We start from the raw sequence: 16,536 nt of genomic DNA, 5'->3' as shown, positions 1-16,536 counted from the left end.
ATTTTCTTTATTTTAAGTCAAGCCTGTTTACCCATCAAGTTCCGCAAAAGGTTTGATAGGGTTCGTTTGTAGCGGGAATGGATTGGTAAATGCTTGGGCTGTCGGCATAGGCAAACGGCTGTTGCAAGGCAGTCAGCAAATCCGTAAACGGCTGCATTTCGCCCGCTTCGGCGGCGGCAAGCGCGGCTTCCACATGGGCGTTGCGCGGAATCACAAAGGGATTGACGGCACGCATTTGCGCGGCGGTGTGCGCCGAATCCTGCCCTTGAAGGGCTTGCTGCCAACGTGCGTACCATTCGGCAAAATCGGGCGCAGCAAACAAATCCTGCGTACCGTCCAAAACGGCATCGCTGCCGCCCACGCGCAGGCTTAAACGCACAAAGGTATTGCTGTAATCGGCGCGGTGGTCTTGCATCAGTTGCAGCAATTGCGTGGGCAAATCGTGCGGGGTTTGCGGTGGCAAGCCCAGTTTTTGCTGCATGATGTGTTGATATTCTGCGAGAAACGTGGTTTGAAACTGCGCTAATTGGGTGTGTGCGCTGTCCAAGGCGCGTGATTCGTCTGTGTCCAGTAGCGGCAGCAGTGTTTCTGCCAAACGCGCCAAATTCCATTCGGCAATCCGGGGCTGATTGGCATAGCGGTAACGTCCGTGCTCGTCTATGGAACTGAAAACGGTGTCGGGGTGGTAGTGGTCTAAAAACGCGCATGGACCGTAATCCAGCGTTTCGCCTGCGATGCTGGTGTTGTCGGTATTCATCACGCCGTGAACAAAGCCCACGCTTTGCCATTGTGCCAATAATTTAGCTTGGCGGATAATGATTTGTCCGAGCATTTCGGTATAGGCTTGCGTGGGGGTGTCGGCGGCAATGTCGGCAAAATGGCGTTTTAAGGTGTAATCTGCCAAGGCGCGGATGTTGGCAATATCGCCTGTGGCAGCGGCAAACTGAAACGTACCGACACGGATATGGCTTTGCGCGCTGCGTACCAATACTGCGCCATCAGGAAAACGGGGACGGTACACACGTTCGCCCGTGCGCACCACCGCCAAGCTGCGTGTGGTGGCGATACCCAGCGCGTGCATGGCTTCGCTCATCAGGTATTCGCGCAACATGGGGGCAACAGCGGCTTTGCCGTCGCCACGGCGGGAATAGGGCGTTTTGCCGCTGCCTTTCAGTTGAATGTCGTACAAACGACCGTCAGGGGTTTGCTGCTCGCCCAATAATAGGGCGCGACCGTCGCCCAGCAGGGCAAAGTGTCCGAACTGGTGTCCTGCATAGGCTTGAGCAATGGGGGCTGCGCCATCGGGGAAGCGGTTGCCGCACCAAATATCAGCATCTTCCGCACCTGCCGAAATACCCAATTGCTGCGCCAAAGCGTGATTAAAACACAGGGTTTGGGGCGCGGGAAAATCGGCAGTTTGGGGGATGCGGGTGTAAAACGTTGATGGAAGCGTTTGATAGCTGTGAACAAAGTGAAAATGGCTCATAAAGGTGCGCTTTCAGACGGGGCAGGGGCTTTTTTGCGCCCGAATTTTAAAACGGTTTTGCCGTCCCAATCGATTTTGACCGAGCCGCCGTCTGCCAGTTTGCCGAACAATAATTCGTCTGCCAACACGCTGCGGATACATTCGCGGATTAAGCGGTGCATGGGACGCGCGCCCATGTGCGGGTCAAAACCTGCTTCGGCAAGGTGGCGGCGCAGCGCGGGCGTAAAGGTGGCGGAAACGTTTTTCGCCAACAGCTGCTGTTCCAATTCCAACAAGAATTTATCCACCACACGGGCAATCACGGCTTCGTTTAGCGGTGCAAACGGCACAATCGCGTCCAAACGGTTGCGGAATTCGGGGCTAAATTGTTTTTTAATCGCCACCATTTCATCGCCGCGTTGTCGCGCACCCGTAAAACCAAACTGCGGTTTACTTAAGGCTTCCGCGCCCGCATTGGTGGTCATAATCAAAATCACATTGCGGAAATCTGCGCTTTTGCCGTTGTTGTCGGTCAGTTTGCCGTGGTCCATCACTTGCAGCAGCACGTTGTAAATATCGCGGTGGGCTTTTTCAATTTCGTCTAGCAGCAGCACGCAATGTGGTTGTTTGTTGACCGCTTCGGTCAGCAAACCTGCCTGTTCGTGTCCGACATAACCAGGGGGCGCACCAATCAGCCGCGACACGGCGTGTGCTTCCATGTATTCCGACATATCAAAGCGTTGCAGCGGAATCCCCAAGGCATAGGCAAGCTGTCGCGCCACTTCGGTTTTGCCGACACCTGTCGGTCCGGAAAACAAAAAACTGCCTACGGGTTTTTCGGGCAAGCCCAAGCCCGAACGCGACATTTTTACTGCTGCCACCAGCGCGTCAATCGCCGCATCTTGTCCGAACACCATGTTTTTCAAATCGCGCCCCAAATGCTGTAAAACATTGCGGTCGTCGTGGGAAACGGTTTTTTCGGGAATGCGGGCAATGTGTGCCACCACGCTTTCAATTTCGCTGCGCCCGATGCGTTCCACTTTTTGCTCGGTGGGCAACAGGCGTTGTGCTGCGCCTGCTTCGTCAATAATATCAATGGCTTTATCGGGTAGAAAACGGTCGTTAATGTGTTTGGCGGACAATTCGGCGGCGGCTTGCAGCGCATCTTCTTCATATTGCACCTGATGATGGGCTTCAAACGCGCTTTGCAAACCGCGCAAAATGGCAACGGTTTCCGCCACATCGGGCTCAACAATATCAATTTTTTGAAAACGGCGGCTTAAAGCGTGGTCTTTACTGAAAATGCTGCGGTGTTCTTCGTAAGTAGTTGCGCCGATGCAGCGCAGCGTGCCTTTTGCCAAGGCGGGTTTGAGCAGGTTGGACGCATCCATGGTGCCGCCTTGAGTACTGCCCGCGCCGATAATGGTGTGGATTTCGTCAATAAACAAAACGGCATTGTCTTGTTTTGCCAATTCTTTTAACACAGCTTTCACCCGCGCTTCAAAATCGCCACGGTATTTTGCGCCTGCCAGCAGTGCACCCATGTCCAAGGCATACACTTGTGCCTGTGCCAAAATTTCGGGAACATTTTTTTGTTCAATCAAATACGCTAAACCTTCTGCCAAAGCGGTTTTACCGACACCTGCTTCACCCACCAGCAGCGGATTGTTTTTGCGGCGGCGGCACAGCACCTGAATCAAACGGCGCATTTCGTTTTTGCGCCCAATCAGCGGGTCAATGCGCCCTGCGCGGACTTCGGCGTTGAGATGTACGGTATAGGCTTCCAGCGGTTTGGCGGAGGGGGCATCGTCTTCTTCGGCGTGTTCAGACGGTTTGGCTGTGTCTTCATCATCGGGGGCAATACCGTGAGACAAATAGCGCAGCAAATCATAACGGCTCACCGATTGCAATTGCAGAAAATAAGCGGCGTAACTGTCTTGTTCGTCCAAAATGGCAATCAATACATCGGCAGGTTTTACTTCGCGCTTGCCCGCGCTTTGAACGTGTATCATGGCGCGTTGCATCACACGCTGAAAACCCAATGTGGGTTCGGGTTCGGAACGGCGCAGGTAATCATCAGGTAAAACAGGGGTGTTTTCGCTGATGCTGTCGCACAATTGGGCGCACAGCACCGCAGTATCCGCGCCGCAGCGTTGCAACATGGTGGCGGTATCAGGGTCGTGTTGGGTAAGGGCGAGCAGCAGGTGTTCCAGCCCCACCATTTCATGACGGCGGTTTTGCGCGTCTTCATACATTTGTTGCAGAATATTTTCCAGTTGTGGGGTAATCATGATAATTCCTCAATGGTGCACAGCAGCGGATAACCTGCTTCGGCTGCCAATTGCAGCACCTGTTGTTGTTTGGTTTCGGCAATATCGCGGCTGTAAGTGCCGCACAATGCCTTGCCCTGATGGTGGATAGTCAGCATGACGGCAACGGCTTGGTTGTGCGGCAGCAGAAAAATACCGCTTAACACGTCCACCACAAAATCCATGGGGGTATAGTCGTCATTAATTAGAAAAACACCGCAGCGTTTGGGTGGGGCGAGTTTACCGCGCAGGGCGGTGCTGTCGGTTTGGGAAAAGGTCATTATGGCTCGCTTTGTTGCATTTTTTTGCTATTTTAATGAAAAAAATCGTGTTTCCCAACTCTTGTCTTGACTGTTCAGCCTAACATCGGTAAAAAGCTAATCAGCGAGATGGTGCTGCGGAAAAAGCCGTTTTTTCGGTTTTGGTTCGACTCCGTTTTGCATCTTGTTTAATTTTTTTCAGAAAGTACGATTTATGGCAACCGGTATTGTTAAATGGTTTAACGACGCTAAAGGTTTCGGTTTCATCACCCCCGACGAAGGCGGCGAAGATTTGTTCGCTCACTTTTCGTCCATCAATATGGAAGGCTTTAAAACCTTGAAAGAAGGTCAAAAAGTATCCTTTGATGTTACCGAAGGTCCTAAAGGCAAACAAGCGGCAAACATCCAAAAGGTATAACAGCCTGTTGTTCGGACTTGCCGAATTGGGTATTCAAAGCAGCGGCAGATTAAGGTTTGATGCCTTGGTCTGCCGTTTTGTATGGGCACAAAAACGGCACAAACTTTTAGGTTTGTGCCGTTTTCAAAATATTGTAAATAAAATAAATGGTTTCATTGGTGGGTCCGGTGGGTTTCGAACCCACGACCAAGGGATTATGAGTCCCCTGCTCTAACCCCTGAGCTACAGACCCCAAGGCAATATTAACCATACGCAAACGCAGGATTTTACCCAAAAACAGCATCAGCTGCAAGCCTAACTGCCCGCCTGACGGATTTTCTGCTGCATATCCTTGTCAAATTCGCTTAAATCAAACTGTGAAATGCTGTCGGGCACGGCAAGCACCAAAGGCAGGCGCGTGATGCCGTTGTTGCCTGCGGGAAAAGCATAATGGCGGATAGCCTGTTTGCTTAACATCAGCGAATCAAATTCCAAATGCACCACTTGGTCGGGGAAATGTTTGGGCAGCTGCAAAAGCTGCTGATACACTTCCCATTGGGTCTGCTGCGACTGACGTTTTAAATTACCCAAGCGGTTTTCGTCTTTTTCGGTGCGTTTGAGCAGACGCCCCAGCAGCCCCGGCGAATCCACGCTGGATTGCTGGTCGTTGATTTGGCTGATTAAACGGGTGTGGCGTTCCATTTTTTGCGCCATCATGTCTTCTACCGACTGCAAGGCTTCCTGCGAGGCTTCGTGGCTGTTTTCCCATTCAATAGGTGTTTGCATTTTGAAAATGGCATCGTGGCGTTTTTCCAAAAACAGGGTGTAGGCAAGCAGGCGTCCGAATAACATATCTGCCTGTTCGTTCAGCAGCAGCGCGGGCAGCAGCAAAAAATCTTTAAACGAACTCAATATATTACCAAACAACTGGCGGATGCCGATGTACAGCACTTCCTGCTCGTCATTATTGCTGACCACTTTGCGCAATACCCGATGAAACGGTAATAATACATTAACAATCAATAGTTTTTCGTATTGCTGCAAACGCGATGTTACGGCTTTGTTCAGCGGCACATCTACGGGCATGGGCGAAAACAGCATGGGCAGCAGGGTGTCTTCGTGGAAATGCTCCAATTCGTACAAACACTCAAAAATTTCGGGATTGACGTTGGATTCAAGGGTAATGATGTGTTCAATCTGGTGACGGAAACGCTGTTCGTATTCGGTTTGCTGCTTAAAATGCTGTTCGTATTCGGGAGGATTTTCTGCCAGCACCGCCAAATTGATGGCGACACCGTTGAAAATAATGCGCTCGTGCGAATACAGGGCTTCTTCCTGTAAAAAACGGCGGATGGTAAAGGGGTTATGCCCTGTTTCGATGGTGGGGGCAATGGCAAATAAATATTTGGATGTGCGGACAATCTGCAGCTGGCGGGTTTTTTGTTCGCGGCACAAAAAGTCGTGCATCAGCGGCTCGGGCATGGCGGCGAGCTGGCGGTTGCTGAGGGTTTTGAACCAATAGCCCAGCAGCTGGTATTTGAGATACACCTCGTTGATAAAGGTGATAATCATGCCGGGATTGAGGTTGCGGTGGTTTTGCGGCAGCAGCAGGTTGTTTTTTTTGCGGATAATATGGGCTGCAGCGTAAATAAAGGCAGTATAAAGCCTTTGTTTGAGCACTTGCTGCTGCAGGTTGTTTTCAATATCGAGGTTTTGGATTTTATCCAATACGTTTTCTAAAAAATCGGCAATTTCTTCAATGTGTTCGTAGGCGCGCAGGCTGTCCAGATGGCGCACGGCGCTGACGGCGAAGGCTTTGAGGTGGCGGGCGCTGTGGGGGATGTCTGCCAAAACGTGGGTCAGGTTGTCTTCTGTGCCGTCGGGGTGGTAGCCGAAGGCTTTCTGTTCGTTGTTCCAGAAGATTTTTTTGGGCGCAAGCAGCTGTACGGCCACGTTTTTGCGGTCGTGGTCGCGCAGGCGTTTGAAAATATCCAACAGATAATCTTGCCAAAATACATCCAATCGGGGGTCGATTTGGTTGATTTGGGTGCGGATGGGATAGGGTATATAGTCATCCGGAACCGATATCTGAGGCGGTGGTATATCCATACTTGCTCTCGTAAACAGGCTCTCGACGGCGTGTGTGGGTCAAACTGTTTTATTGTACTGATTTATTGCGCTAACAGGCGTTTTTTTGCGCCAAGTTTGCGCGGTATGTGGTTTTTCGGGCGTGCTTGGCAGCAACGGCGGTACAAAACCGCCGCGCATTGTACCGTATTTTTGGATTTACATTGCGCCGTAATTGGGTCCGCTGCCGCCTTCGGGACATTGCCAACGGATATTGCCCGTGGGGTCTTTGATGTCGCAGGTTTTGCAGTGAATGCAGTTGGCGGCGTTGATGTGCAGTTGCGGCTTGCCGTTTTGTTCAATGATTTCGTACACGCCTGCGGGACAATAACGGGTTTCAGGGGAAGCGTATTCGCGGGCGTTGATTTCCGTTGCCAGCAGGGGGTTTTCCAATATCAGGTGAACAGGTTGGTTTTCGTCGTGGGCGGTATGGGTTAAAAATACGCTGTCGCTGCGGTTAAAGGTGAGTACGTTGTCGGGGGCAGGGTAGGCAATGGGCGAAGCTGCGGCGGCTTTGTTTAGGCTGCGGGCATCGCTGTGGCGGTGGCGCAGTGTCCACGGGGTGCGCCCTTTAAACAGGTATTGTTCTAAAGCGGCATAGGCGCTGCCGCCGTATAATCCCCAGCGGAAGGCGGGACGGATATTGCGGGCGGTGTGCAGTTCGCGGTAGAGCCAGCTTTCGGCAAAACGTTGTTCGTAAGTTGCGGCACGGCGGGGGCTGTCGGATTCGGTTTGCAACACTTCAAACACGGCTTCTGCGGCAAGCATACCCGATTTAATCGCGGTATGAGAGCCTTTGATGCGCGGCACGTTTAAAAATCCCGCTGCATCGCCCACCAATACGCCGCCGTCAAAACTCAACTGCGGCAGGCTTTGCAAACCACCTTCGCTGATAGCACGCGCACCATAGGCAATGCGCCGTCCGCCCGCCAGCATTTTTTGGATTTCGGGGTGGGTTTTCAAACGCTGCATTTCTTCAAATGGCGACAAATACGGATTGTGATAATCCAGTCCCACAATCAGCCCGATGGCGATGCGGTTATCTTTGCCGTGATAAATAAAACCGCCGCCGTAAGTGCGGCTGTCCAAAGGCCAACCGATGCTGTGAATTACCCGTCCTGCGGTGCATTGCTCGGCGGGCACTTCCCAAATTTCCTTAATGCCCAAGCCGTAAGTGGGCGGACAGCTGTCGCGGTCCAGCGCGAAACGGGCAATGACTTGTTTGCTTAACGAACCGCGCGCACCTTCGGCAAACAGGGTTTGACGGGCGTGCAGTTCCATGCCCGCTTGGTAGTTGGCAGACGGTTTGCCGTTTTTGTCCAAGCCCATATCGCCCGTTGCCACGCCTTTTACCGCGCCGTTGTCGTGATACAGCACTTCCGCCGCCGCAAAGCCCGCATAAATTTCCACGCCCAAAGCTTCTGCCTGTTCCGCCAACCAGCGGCACACCAGCCCCAAGCTGACAATATAATTGCCCTGATTGTGCAAACTGGGCGGAATCGGCAAACGCCACGCCCGCTCTTTGCTTAACAGCCAAAAATCATCTTGTTGAACTTCGCAATCCAAAGGCGCACCGCGTTCGCGCCAATCGGGTAACAGCTCGTTTAACGCCACAGGGTCCATCACCGCGCCCGACACAATATGCGCCCCCACCTCGCTGCCTTTTTCCAAAACGCACACGCTGATGTCGCGTCCCGTGCTGTGGGCGAGCTGTTTTAAGCGGATGGCAGCTGCCAAACCTGCCGGTCCTGCGCCCACAATCACCGTATCGTATTGCATAGTGTCGCGTTTTTGAGATGAATCCATGGCTTGTGTTCTTTCCTGCTCTGTGCGGCAGATTGACAATAAAACAGTGGATTTTAACACTATTTTTATTTTTCGGCACAGGGTGCGCCCGTTTTTGCCTGCAGGGAAGCTGCTGTTTGACAAATTTTCTGCGGCAAACCCTTGTAGTGCCGCTGCCTTGCTGATAGAGTGAAACCTACTGGTCTTTAAGATTCAGGTGGTATTTTGTGTATTGAAGTAACTGTGTTTTTTTGGAGTTCTCACTCATGAACAAGCAATTTGTTTTGTGCACGGCAGCAGGCTTTGCCCTTTCCGCCTGTTCGCTGCTGCCTATTTATCAACAGCCGCCGCAGCAAGGCGCAAACGCCCCCCGTGTGTACGACGAAGCCGATGCCCGCCGCGCTGCCGACATTCTCAACCGCAACCACGCCCGCACCACCGTGTACGCGCCCAAAGTCAAGCCCCAAAGCAAAAATCAAAGCAAAACCGCAGGCGTGCACAGCGACCATATGCCGCTGGTGTTGGCTGCCGAGCGTTACGCCGTAGGCAAAGCCCGCAACGTGCTGACCCAAGGGCGCGTGATGGCACTGTTTCACAAAGAAGTGGTGCGTGGTGGCTGTTGGGATTATCTCGACACCGTATTTACCCGCGCAGGCGTACCGCGCCAAGCCCGCAAAACCGTGTACAAAGGCGCATCGCCCAAAGGACCGTACGCCCACCCCGACCAACTGCGCGTAGGCGACTGGATTTACCACATCAACCACAGCTACAAAAACATCCAGCACAGCGGCATGTTTATCGGTTGGGTGGATAAAGAACGCCGTTTGGGTTTGACATTAAGCTATGCAGGCGAAGGGCGCAAAGACCCTGCCCGTTACAAAGTATATGATTTGAGCAGCGTGTACAACATTATGCGCGCCGAATAAAACCCATTGTGGTTTACGAAGACACTGCCTAGCAGTGTCTTTTTTGCTGTTTGACCGTTTCGTTTGCACCACAATGCCACGTTATCGTTTTTTGTGAATGCTTGTATCAGGAAAATTTATATAATATTGAAAATTAAATTATTTTTATGATTGAAATCCTGTTGTCGCAATGTTTGCAGCGTATAGATTACGCATAAAATAAAATCATTTAAAAATAAATAGATAGTGATTGTTGTGTCAAAGCGAATACAGTAGGCGCAAAATAAATAGCTGTGTAGATTGACAGAAAAGATGTACTATAATGGCAAACAAATGGTAAGAAATGTTGCCGTTTGTTAAGACTACCTCACCGCTGCGGCGGGATTTCGGAGAACTGCCATGCAAGAACTCATCAATACCCTAAACGGGTTAATTTGGAGCAAACCTTTGATTTACCTGTGTTTGGGTGCGGGTTTGTTTTTCTCGGTGCTGACGCGCTTTATGCAGGTGCGCCATTTTGGCGAAATGCTGCGTCTGCTTGCCAAACCCAATACTGCCCAACAGGGCATCAGTTCGTTTCAGGCTTTGGCGGTGGCACTGTCGGGGCGTGTGGGAACAGGTAATATTGCGGGGGTGGCGGCTGCCATCGGTTTTGGCGGACCAGGTGCGGTGTTTTGGATGTGGGTGGTGGCGTTTTTGGGCGCGAGTACCGCTTATGTGGAATCCACGCTGGCGCAAATCTATAAAGAACGCGACCAAAATGACCCCAACGAATACCGTGGCGGTCCGGCTTATTATTTTGAAAAATTCTTTGGCGGTGCGGCGGGTAAGGCTTACGGTATCTTGCTGGCGGTGTCGCTGATTGTATCGTGCGGATTGTTTTTACCGGGGGTACAGGCAAACGGTGTTGCCAATGCCGTTACCACCATTTTCGGTGAAGGCGATATGGTTAATACCATGTTTGGCGAAGTGGGCGGCAACAAACTGGTTGCGGTGCTGGTGATTTTGGTGGTGCTGGGCATGATTATTTTCGGCGGTATCAAGCGCATTGCCAATGTTACCCAAATTGTCGTGCCGTTTATGGCATTGGGCTATATTATTATGTCGGTACTGATTATCGCCATGAACGCCCATCAGCTTCCCGGTATTGTCAGCCTGATTATCAGTGATGCCTTTACCGCGCAAGCGGGTTTTGGCGCGGCGATTGGCTGGGGTGTGAAGCGCGGTGTGTATTCTAACGAAGCAGGACAAGGCACAGGTCCGCACGCTGCCGCTGCCGCCGAAGTGGAACATCCCGCGCAACAAGGCATGGTACAGGCGTTTTCTGTGTATGTGGACACCTTATTTGTGTGTTCTGCCACCGCGTTTATGATTTTGATTACGGGGCAATACAATGTGCAAAACGAAGCAGGGCAGTTTGTGGTGCAAAACCTGCCGACTGATACCGTTATCAGCAGTCCTGCGTTTACCCAATTGGCGGTTGCCAGCATGTTTGGCGGATTTGGTAAAGTATTTGTGGGGATTGCGATTTTCTTCTTTGCCTTTACCACTATTTTGGCTTACTACTACATCGCCGAAACCAATGTGGCTTACCTGACCCGTTCGTTTAAAACCACTGGCAGTTTGTTTGTGGTTAAAGTGGTGATTATGATGGCGGTTGCCTATGGTGCAGTAGGTGGCGCAGGCTATGTGTGGGACATCGGCGACATCGGCGTGGGCTTGACCGCGTGGCTGAATATTGTCGGCATTATTGTGATTTTCTTTATGGCAAAACCCACTTTAACGGCGCTGAAAGACTATGAAGAGCAGCAAAAAGCAGGGGTAAAACATTTTACGTTTGACCCGCAAAAGCTGGGGATTAAAGGCGCGTTGTTTTGGGAAGAGCGTTTGCGCCAGCAGAAAAATCCTACTGAAGACAAAGCTTCCTGATTGTTACCGGTAACGGCAAACTGCCCGAAAAAAAAACTTTTCGGGCAGTTTTTTTTAATCGGCAGAAAAACGTCCCTGCAGGCGGTAGCGCCCTGCGGCAAACCACAAACGCACCTGCGTTACTGCCAGCTTGCCGCTCCATGTGCGCCGTTCTACCACCAAACACGGTTCGCCACGTGCCATAGCCAGCGCAGCGGCAATGTGTTTGGGCGGTAACACCGCTTCAATAATGTGTTCGCCTTCGCTAAACGGGGTAACCGCAGTCAGATAATCGTGCGGGGTAATGTGATGAAAATCCTGCGCCAAATAATCGGGAACGGCAGCAGGATTGACCCAACGGTCTTCATACTGAATCGGTACATGGTTTTCAAAATGCACAATCATGCTGCGGTAGGCGTGTGCGCCGGCGGGCAAGTTGAGTGCTTCGGCGGTGGCGGCATCGGTGGCGAGTGCCTGCACCGACAGCACCCGACAATGGTGTTTTCCGCCACGGCGGGCGATTTCTTCGGCAATGCTGCGTACTTCAAACAGTGCCGATTGGGCTTTGGGCGGGGCAACAAAAGTGCCGACACCCTGCAAACGCACCAACCTGCCTTCGGCAGCCAGTTCGCGCAAAGCACGGTTTACCGTCATGCGCGACACGCCGAATTGCGCCGTCAGTTCGTGTTCGGACGGCAAACGGTGGTGTACGGGCCAAGTACCGTTTTGAATATGGGCGAGCAGGTGTTGTTTGACTTTCTGATAAAGCGCTTGGGGGATATTGTTCATAATGTTTGAAAAAAAAATCTGTTAAATCATTATAAAACGTATGCGGCGGTTTTGTCATGGCGGGCGCGGCGGCGGGGCGAAGCGGATATTTTCTAAAAAATATTTATTTTATAATCAATTGTTTGTGATTTTTTTATTCAAAAAGCAAAATTTTTTGTAAGAAAACGCCTGCCTTGTCCGTCTAACGGGTATAACACTTCACAAACAGGGAAACACCTTATGATGAATCCACGCCTCTGCTGCCCCAAACGGCTGCGCTGTTTAAAACATTTTTCCGAAGGCATCGGCAAAGATGTGTCGCTGCTGGCACTGCGTTTGTTTGTTGCTTATGAATTTGCGGAAGCAGGTTTGGAAAAATGGCGCGGACAAAACTGGTTTGCCGATATCCAGCAATCGTTTCCGTTTCCGTTTAATGTGTTGCCTGCCGATTTTAATTGGGCGTTGGCAATGGGCGCGGAATTGCTGGTGCCGCTGCTGCTGGTGTTGGGATTGTTCGGTCGTGCTGGTGCTTTGGTGTTGGCTGTGCTGACGGCGGTGGCTTGGGCGGCGGTACACGGCGGCAACGGCTACAATGTTTGCAACAACGGCTACAAAATGGCGCTGGTGTATCTGCTGATGCTGCTGCCTTTGCTGTTGCAAGGCATGGGGCGTTGGTCGCTGGATTATGTTTTATTCGGGCGTAAAGCTGCGGATGCAGCGGTAACGCATGAAACCAATTGATTTTCTTTAACTGTTTAACAAAGGACTTGAACCATGAAAAAAACTTCTTCTCTGATTGCTTTGGCAGGTGCGTTGGCATTGGCGGCTTGTCAGGATTCCGCATCACAAAACAGCGCAGCCCCCGCCGCGCAACAACAGCCTGCCTCTGCTGCTAAAGCGGGCGAAGGCAAATGCGGTGAGGGTAAATGCGGTGGTGCGGCATCGGCTGCTGCCAGCAAAGCGGGCGAGGGTAAATGTGGTGAAGGCAAATGCGGCGGTGCATCGGCTGCGGGCAGCAAAGCGGGCGAAGGCAAGTGCGGTGAGGGTAAATGCGGCGGCGAGCAAAAATAATCTTGCGCCCGCTTTATGATTGAATCAATTGAAATTTAAAAGGATGAAACCATGAAAAAAACTGCTTCTTTAATTGCCTTGGCGGGTGCATTGGCGCTGCTGGGTTCGCAAACAGCCGTTGCCGACCATCATCAAGCCGCTACCGCCAAAACCCAAAAAGCGAAAAAACTGAAAAAAGCCAAACGCGGCAGCCTGACCAAAAAACACCGTCACAGCAAAACCACTGCGGGTGCGTGTGGTGCAGCGCACGGTGTTAAAGCAGGCGAGGGCGCATGTGGTGCGGGCAAATCCAAAGCCCGTGAAGGTGCATGTGGCGGACATTCGTCCAAAACAGGCGAAGGCAATTGCGGCGGCGCACATCAATCCACAGGCGCAAAAGCGGCTGAAGGCAAATGCGGTCACTAATTAACAACCGTTTCTAAACCAAAGTAAACAGGCAGGCTGAAGCCCTGTTGGTTTTAGCTGTCTGTTTTGCCATGCGTATGGCGGTTTGCACAAGCTGCCATACGCATGGCATAAAAATATAAAGGATAAAAAGATGAACGCTTTACAAGGTGCAGGTTTGGGATACAAACGCAGTATGGCAGATGATTTTCTGGCATTAGACCGCGAAGTTTCGCCCATTCAATTTATTGAAGCTTCGCCTGAAAACTGGTTGAAAATGGGTGGCGCGGCACGCAAAAAATTTGATGCGGTGGCAGAACGTTTCCCCATTGCCTGCCACGGCTTATCGCTGTCTTTGGGCGGACAAGACCCTTTGCAAATAGATTTTGTCCGCCAAATCAAAGAATTTATGCGTCAATACCGCATCGGCTTTTTTTCTGAACATTTAAGCTATTGTAGCCATCACGGGCATGTGTACGACCTGCTGCCGCTGCCATTTACCGAAGAATCGGTGCGCCACACCGCTGCGCGTATCCGCATGGTGCAGGATATTTTAGAACAGCAGATTTCGGTTGAAAATACATCGTATTACGCCCACAGCCCTTTGGCGGAAATGGACGAAGTGGGTTTTTTAAACGCCGTGGCGCGGGAAGCGGATTGTGGGATTCATTTGGATGTCAATAATGTGTATGTTAATGCCGTGAATCACGGCATTGTGCAGCCGCGCGATTATATTGACCGCGTGGATTTGCCGCGTGTGAACTATATGCACATGGCAGGACACGATGAAGAACACGAAACCCTATTGATTGACACCCACGGACAAGCCGTGTGCGATGCGGTGTGGGACTTATTTGCCTATACCTGCCAACGCATTCCCCACCCTGTGCCCGTATTATTGGAACGCGACAGCAATTTTCCGCCGTTTGCCGAGCTGGAAGCCGAAGTAGGGCGCATTGCTGCGATTCAAAGGCAAACCGAGGAAGCACCTTATGTCTGAAGCCAAAATAAGCAGCGCCGAATTTCAAGCCATGCTGGCGAATTATGTGCGCGACCCGTCCCAACCTGCGCCCCCCGGTATGCCTGCCGAGCGTTTGGCGGTTTATAACCGATTGGTTCGCAATAATATTAAAAACTTTTTGGATTTGTGTTTCAGCGACAGCCAGCATTTTGCCGATGCTGCCTTGTGGGAACGTCTGCAAAACCGTTTTTTGGCAGAAGCTAAGCCCGAATCGCCGTTTTTTAACGATATTCCCGCCCAATTTCTTGCCTACGCGCAAAGCAAAAACGGTGCAGACAAACTGCCCGATAATGTGTTGGCGATGATGGATTTTGAAACCGCGCTGTTGCACGCCGAGACCGCCTTGCTTCCCGAATCAGACGGCAGTTGGCAAGATGATACCCTGCTGCGTTTTTCGCCTGCTGCCCGTTTAACGCATTACCCCTGCGATTTTGTCAGCAGCGGTTTGGAACGCTTGGACGAGGGCGAAACCGCCGTATTGACGTGGCGCAATCCGCACAACGAAGTCTATTACCGCAAATTGGAAAATACCGATTTGTTTTTACTGGAACATTTTAGCAGTCAGGACGACAGCTTAAACAGTCTTGCCGCTGCCTTGTACGAATTAACAGGCAATTCTGCCGAAGCATGGCTGCGTGATGCCGTGGGTGCATGGATAAAGGCGGGCGTGCTGCTGCCTGTGGCGGATTAGCATGGAACAGTTCCAAGCCCTGTTGGCGGCGGTGCGCCCCGAAGTCTTGCGTTTTGCCCGCGTGCAGTTGCGCGATGAAGACCTTGCCGAAGACATGGTACAGGAAGCCCTAGTCGCCGCAATGGACAAACACCGTCAGTTCCGCAGCGATTCGGGATTAAAAACATGGGTGCTGGCAATTTTAAAAAACAAAATCAGCGACCATTTCCGCAGCCTGAAAAATATGGTTAGTTTGGACGAATGGCAGGAAGACAATCACGCCATCGAGCAAAATTTTGATGCCTGTTTTGACGAACGCGGACATTGGCTGGCAGCGGCTGCACCGCAGGCTTGGGATGCCGAACCCGAAACCTTTACCGACCAGCAGGAATTTCGCCGCGCTTTAGAAAACTGTTTGCGCGGATTGCCCGAAGACACCGCACGGATTTTTTATCTGCGCGAAATCATGGGCATGGAAGTTGAGGAAATTTGTGCGGATTTTGCCATCAGCCGCGAAAACTGTTATGTGATTTTGCACCGCGCCCGCAACGGACTGCGGGCGTGTTTGCAACACCGTTGGTTTGATTGGCATCAGGAATCAGGAAAGGCGTATGTTGAATTGTAAAGAAGCCTGCAAGCTGTTGTCGCAAGGGCAGGACAGGGAATTGACACGCGGGGAACGCTGGCAATTGCGCCTGCATCTGCCGTTTTGCCCGAGCTGCCGCCGTTATCACGCGCAATTGTCGTTTATCCGCAAGCAGGTGGGGCAGTGGCAGCGTGAGTCGGAAAATAATCAGCATGAAGTTGAAAACCGGTTACCGTGATGAAAAAATCCGCATAAAGCTGTTGAACTTTATGCAGATTTTGATAACTGCAATCGCTACAGGCAGACACGCTTATGTGAACACCCCGCACATTGCTGTGCGGGGTGGGTTTCATCATGTACTTTTAATTAACTTTTTAAATTTTGCCAAACCCAACTCAATTAACGGGTGCGGGGCATGCAGCTCTTGAAAGCGATGCGGTTGTTCGGCTCGGTAACCATTACGCTGGCTTTGCGGTAGTTGCGGCTGTCGATGTTGCTTGCGCCCAAACGGTAACCGCGTGCATCTTTAAAGAAAGAGCTGACGTTGTCAGAATGGTTCAGGTCGTAGCGCATTACGCGGTTTTGACCGTTTACACGGGCAGTGGCGGTAACGGGTACGCCCGCAGCGTTAAAGCCGTAGCTCACAGTCAGGTGTTTGCCGCCTTGGCAGGTGTAGCTTACATTGGCGCGTTTGGTGATTTTGTTGGCGTTAATGGGGCTGGTAGCGGCAGAAGCAGAAGCAATCAGACCAGCAGACAGGGCAATGGCGGAAAAAATTTTCAGGGCTTTCATCATGGTTTCCTTATTGAATTAAAGAGTGGAAAAACAAGCGGGAAATTTTTGGTTTGTGCCGTCCCGTTCGGCAACAGAGCGAATATTA

Annotated in this window: 17 protein-coding genes and 1 tRNA gene; 10 read left to right on the top strand and 8 right to left on the bottom strand. The window is 51.5% G+C overall.

The annotated features are described in order from the left end of the window. Window positions 1-34: 34 nt before the first annotated feature. The 3 genes from H3L98_RS00580 to H3L98_RS00570 are packed head-to-tail and all read right to left on the bottom strand — an operon-like array spanning window position 35 to window position 4,055. Window positions 35-1,486 carry a protein adenylyltransferase SelO gene (locus H3L98_RS00580; protein WP_027022719.1) on the bottom strand — a complete coding sequence of 484 codons (1,452 nt, stop codon included), beginning with the start codon at window positions 1,484-1,486 and terminating at the stop codon, window positions 35-37. Next, a complete protein-coding gene (gene clpA / locus H3L98_RS00575) occupies window positions 1,483-3,756 on the bottom strand; it encodes an ATP-dependent Clp protease ATP-binding subunit ClpA (protein ID WP_027022718.1) in 2,274 nt (757 codons plus the stop codon). Before clpA ends, H3L98_RS00580 begins: the two co-directional genes overlap by 4 nt. Beyond that, complete coding sequence (locus H3L98_RS00570) at window positions 3,753-4,055, bottom strand: ATP-dependent Clp protease adaptor ClpS (RefSeq protein WP_156932352.1); 303 nt, start codon at window positions 4,053-4,055, stop codon at window positions 3,753-3,755. The genes clpA and H3L98_RS00570 overlap by 4 nt, the downstream gene beginning before the upstream one ends. Before the next feature lie 193 nt (window positions 4,056-4,248). Between H3L98_RS00570 and H3L98_RS00565 the strand changes: the two genes are divergently transcribed. Continuing rightward, on the top strand, window positions 4,249-4,452 hold the full coding sequence (locus tag H3L98_RS00565; RefSeq protein WP_027022716.1) for a cold-shock protein: 204 nt from the start codon (window positions 4,249-4,251) through the stop codon (window positions 4,450-4,452). A gap of 156 nt (window positions 4,453-4,608) precedes the next feature. On the opposite strand, the gene H3L98_RS00560 is transcribed toward H3L98_RS00565, so the two are convergent. From H3L98_RS00560 to H3L98_RS00550, 3 genes are all read right to left on the bottom strand, one after another. Beyond that, window positions 4,609-4,684 (bottom strand) — tRNA-Ile (locus H3L98_RS00560). A gap of 62 nt (window positions 4,685-4,746) precedes the next feature. Further along, window positions 4,747-6,453 (bottom strand): hypothetical protein, encoded by a 1,707-nt coding sequence (locus tag H3L98_RS00555; RefSeq protein ID WP_169733485.1) that lies wholly within the window; start codon window positions 6,451-6,453, stop codon window positions 4,747-4,749. A 264-nt stretch (window positions 6,454-6,717) separates the two neighbouring features. Beyond that, a complete protein-coding gene (locus H3L98_RS00550) occupies window positions 6,718-8,364 on the bottom strand; it encodes an electron transfer flavoprotein-ubiquinone oxidoreductase (protein ID WP_027022714.1) in 1,647 nt (548 codons plus the stop codon). 245 nt (window positions 8,365-8,609) lie between these two features. Between H3L98_RS00550 and H3L98_RS00545 the strand changes: the two genes are divergently transcribed. Then, a complete protein-coding gene (locus tag H3L98_RS00545) occupies window positions 8,610-9,269 on the top strand; it encodes a hypothetical protein (protein ID WP_124795675.1) in 660 nt (219 codons plus the stop codon). A 378-nt stretch (window positions 9,270-9,647) separates the two neighbouring features. After that, entirely contained in the window at window positions 9,648-11,177 is a 1,530-nt protein-coding gene (locus H3L98_RS00540; protein ID WP_027022713.1) for an alanine/glycine:cation symporter family protein, read from the top strand. Between the two features lie 54 nt (window positions 11,178-11,231). Here the strand turns inward: H3L98_RS00540 and hutC are convergent, their stop codons facing one another. Continuing rightward, window positions 11,232-11,945, bottom strand: coding sequence for a histidine utilization repressor (gene hutC, locus H3L98_RS00535; RefSeq protein ID WP_051532158.1), 714 nt, complete (start codon window positions 11,943-11,945; stop codon window positions 11,232-11,234). A 219-nt stretch (window positions 11,946-12,164) separates the two neighbouring features. Between hutC and H3L98_RS00530 the strand changes: the two genes are divergently transcribed. From H3L98_RS00530 to H3L98_RS00500, 7 genes are all read left to right on the top strand, one after another. After that, a complete protein-coding gene (locus H3L98_RS00530) occupies window positions 12,165-12,665 on the top strand; it encodes an HvfX family Cu-binding RiPP maturation protein (protein WP_420838874.1) in 501 nt (166 codons plus the stop codon). 33 nt (window positions 12,666-12,698) lie between these two features. Continuing rightward, a complete protein-coding gene (locus H3L98_RS00525) occupies window positions 12,699-12,995 on the top strand; it encodes an HvfA family oxazolone/thioamide-modified RiPP metallophore (protein WP_027022710.1) in 297 nt (98 codons plus the stop codon). Between the two features lie 51 nt (window positions 12,996-13,046). After that, window positions 13,047-13,400: an HvfA family oxazolone/thioamide-modified RiPP metallophore gene (locus tag H3L98_RS00520; protein ID WP_027022709.1), complete on the top strand. Its 354-nt coding sequence runs from the start codon at window positions 13,047-13,049 to the stop codon at window positions 13,398-13,400. Between the two features lie 133 nt (window positions 13,401-13,533). Continuing rightward, window positions 13,534-14,379: an HvfB family MNIO-type RiPP peptide maturase gene (locus H3L98_RS00515; protein WP_027022708.1), complete on the top strand. Its 846-nt coding sequence runs from the start codon at window positions 13,534-13,536 to the stop codon at window positions 14,377-14,379. Next, on the top strand, window positions 14,372-15,091 hold the full coding sequence (locus tag H3L98_RS00510; protein ID WP_027022707.1) for an HvfC family RiPP maturation protein: 720 nt from the start codon (window positions 14,372-14,374) through the stop codon (window positions 15,089-15,091). Before H3L98_RS00515 ends, H3L98_RS00510 begins: the two co-directional genes overlap by 8 nt. 1 nt (window position 15,092) lies before the next feature. Continuing rightward, entirely contained in the window at window positions 15,093-15,695 is a 603-nt protein-coding gene (locus H3L98_RS00505) for a sigma-70 family RNA polymerase sigma factor (RefSeq protein WP_034333896.1), read from the top strand. Then, complete coding sequence (locus tag H3L98_RS00500) at window positions 15,682-15,894, top strand: zf-HC2 domain-containing protein (RefSeq protein WP_027022705.1); 213 nt, start codon at window positions 15,682-15,684, stop codon at window positions 15,892-15,894. The genes H3L98_RS00505 and H3L98_RS00500 overlap by 14 nt, the downstream gene beginning before the upstream one ends. 161 nt (window positions 15,895-16,055) lie before the next feature. On the opposite strand, the gene H3L98_RS00495 is transcribed toward H3L98_RS00500, so the two are convergent. Continuing rightward, window positions 16,056-16,451 carry an ACP-like domain-containing protein gene (locus H3L98_RS00495; protein ID WP_051532157.1) on the bottom strand — a complete coding sequence of 132 codons (396 nt, stop codon included), beginning with the start codon at window positions 16,449-16,451 and terminating at the stop codon, window positions 16,056-16,058. Window positions 16,452-16,536: the final 85 nt, after the last annotated feature.

It is taken from the genome of Conchiformibius steedae, assembly GCF_014054725.1.
GTDB classification, from domain to species: domain Bacteria; phylum Pseudomonadota; class Gammaproteobacteria; order Burkholderiales; family Neisseriaceae; genus Conchiformibius; species Conchiformibius steedae.
Note: the sequence above shows the minus strand (reverse complement) of the source record. Positions and strands in the feature narration are given on the sequence as shown.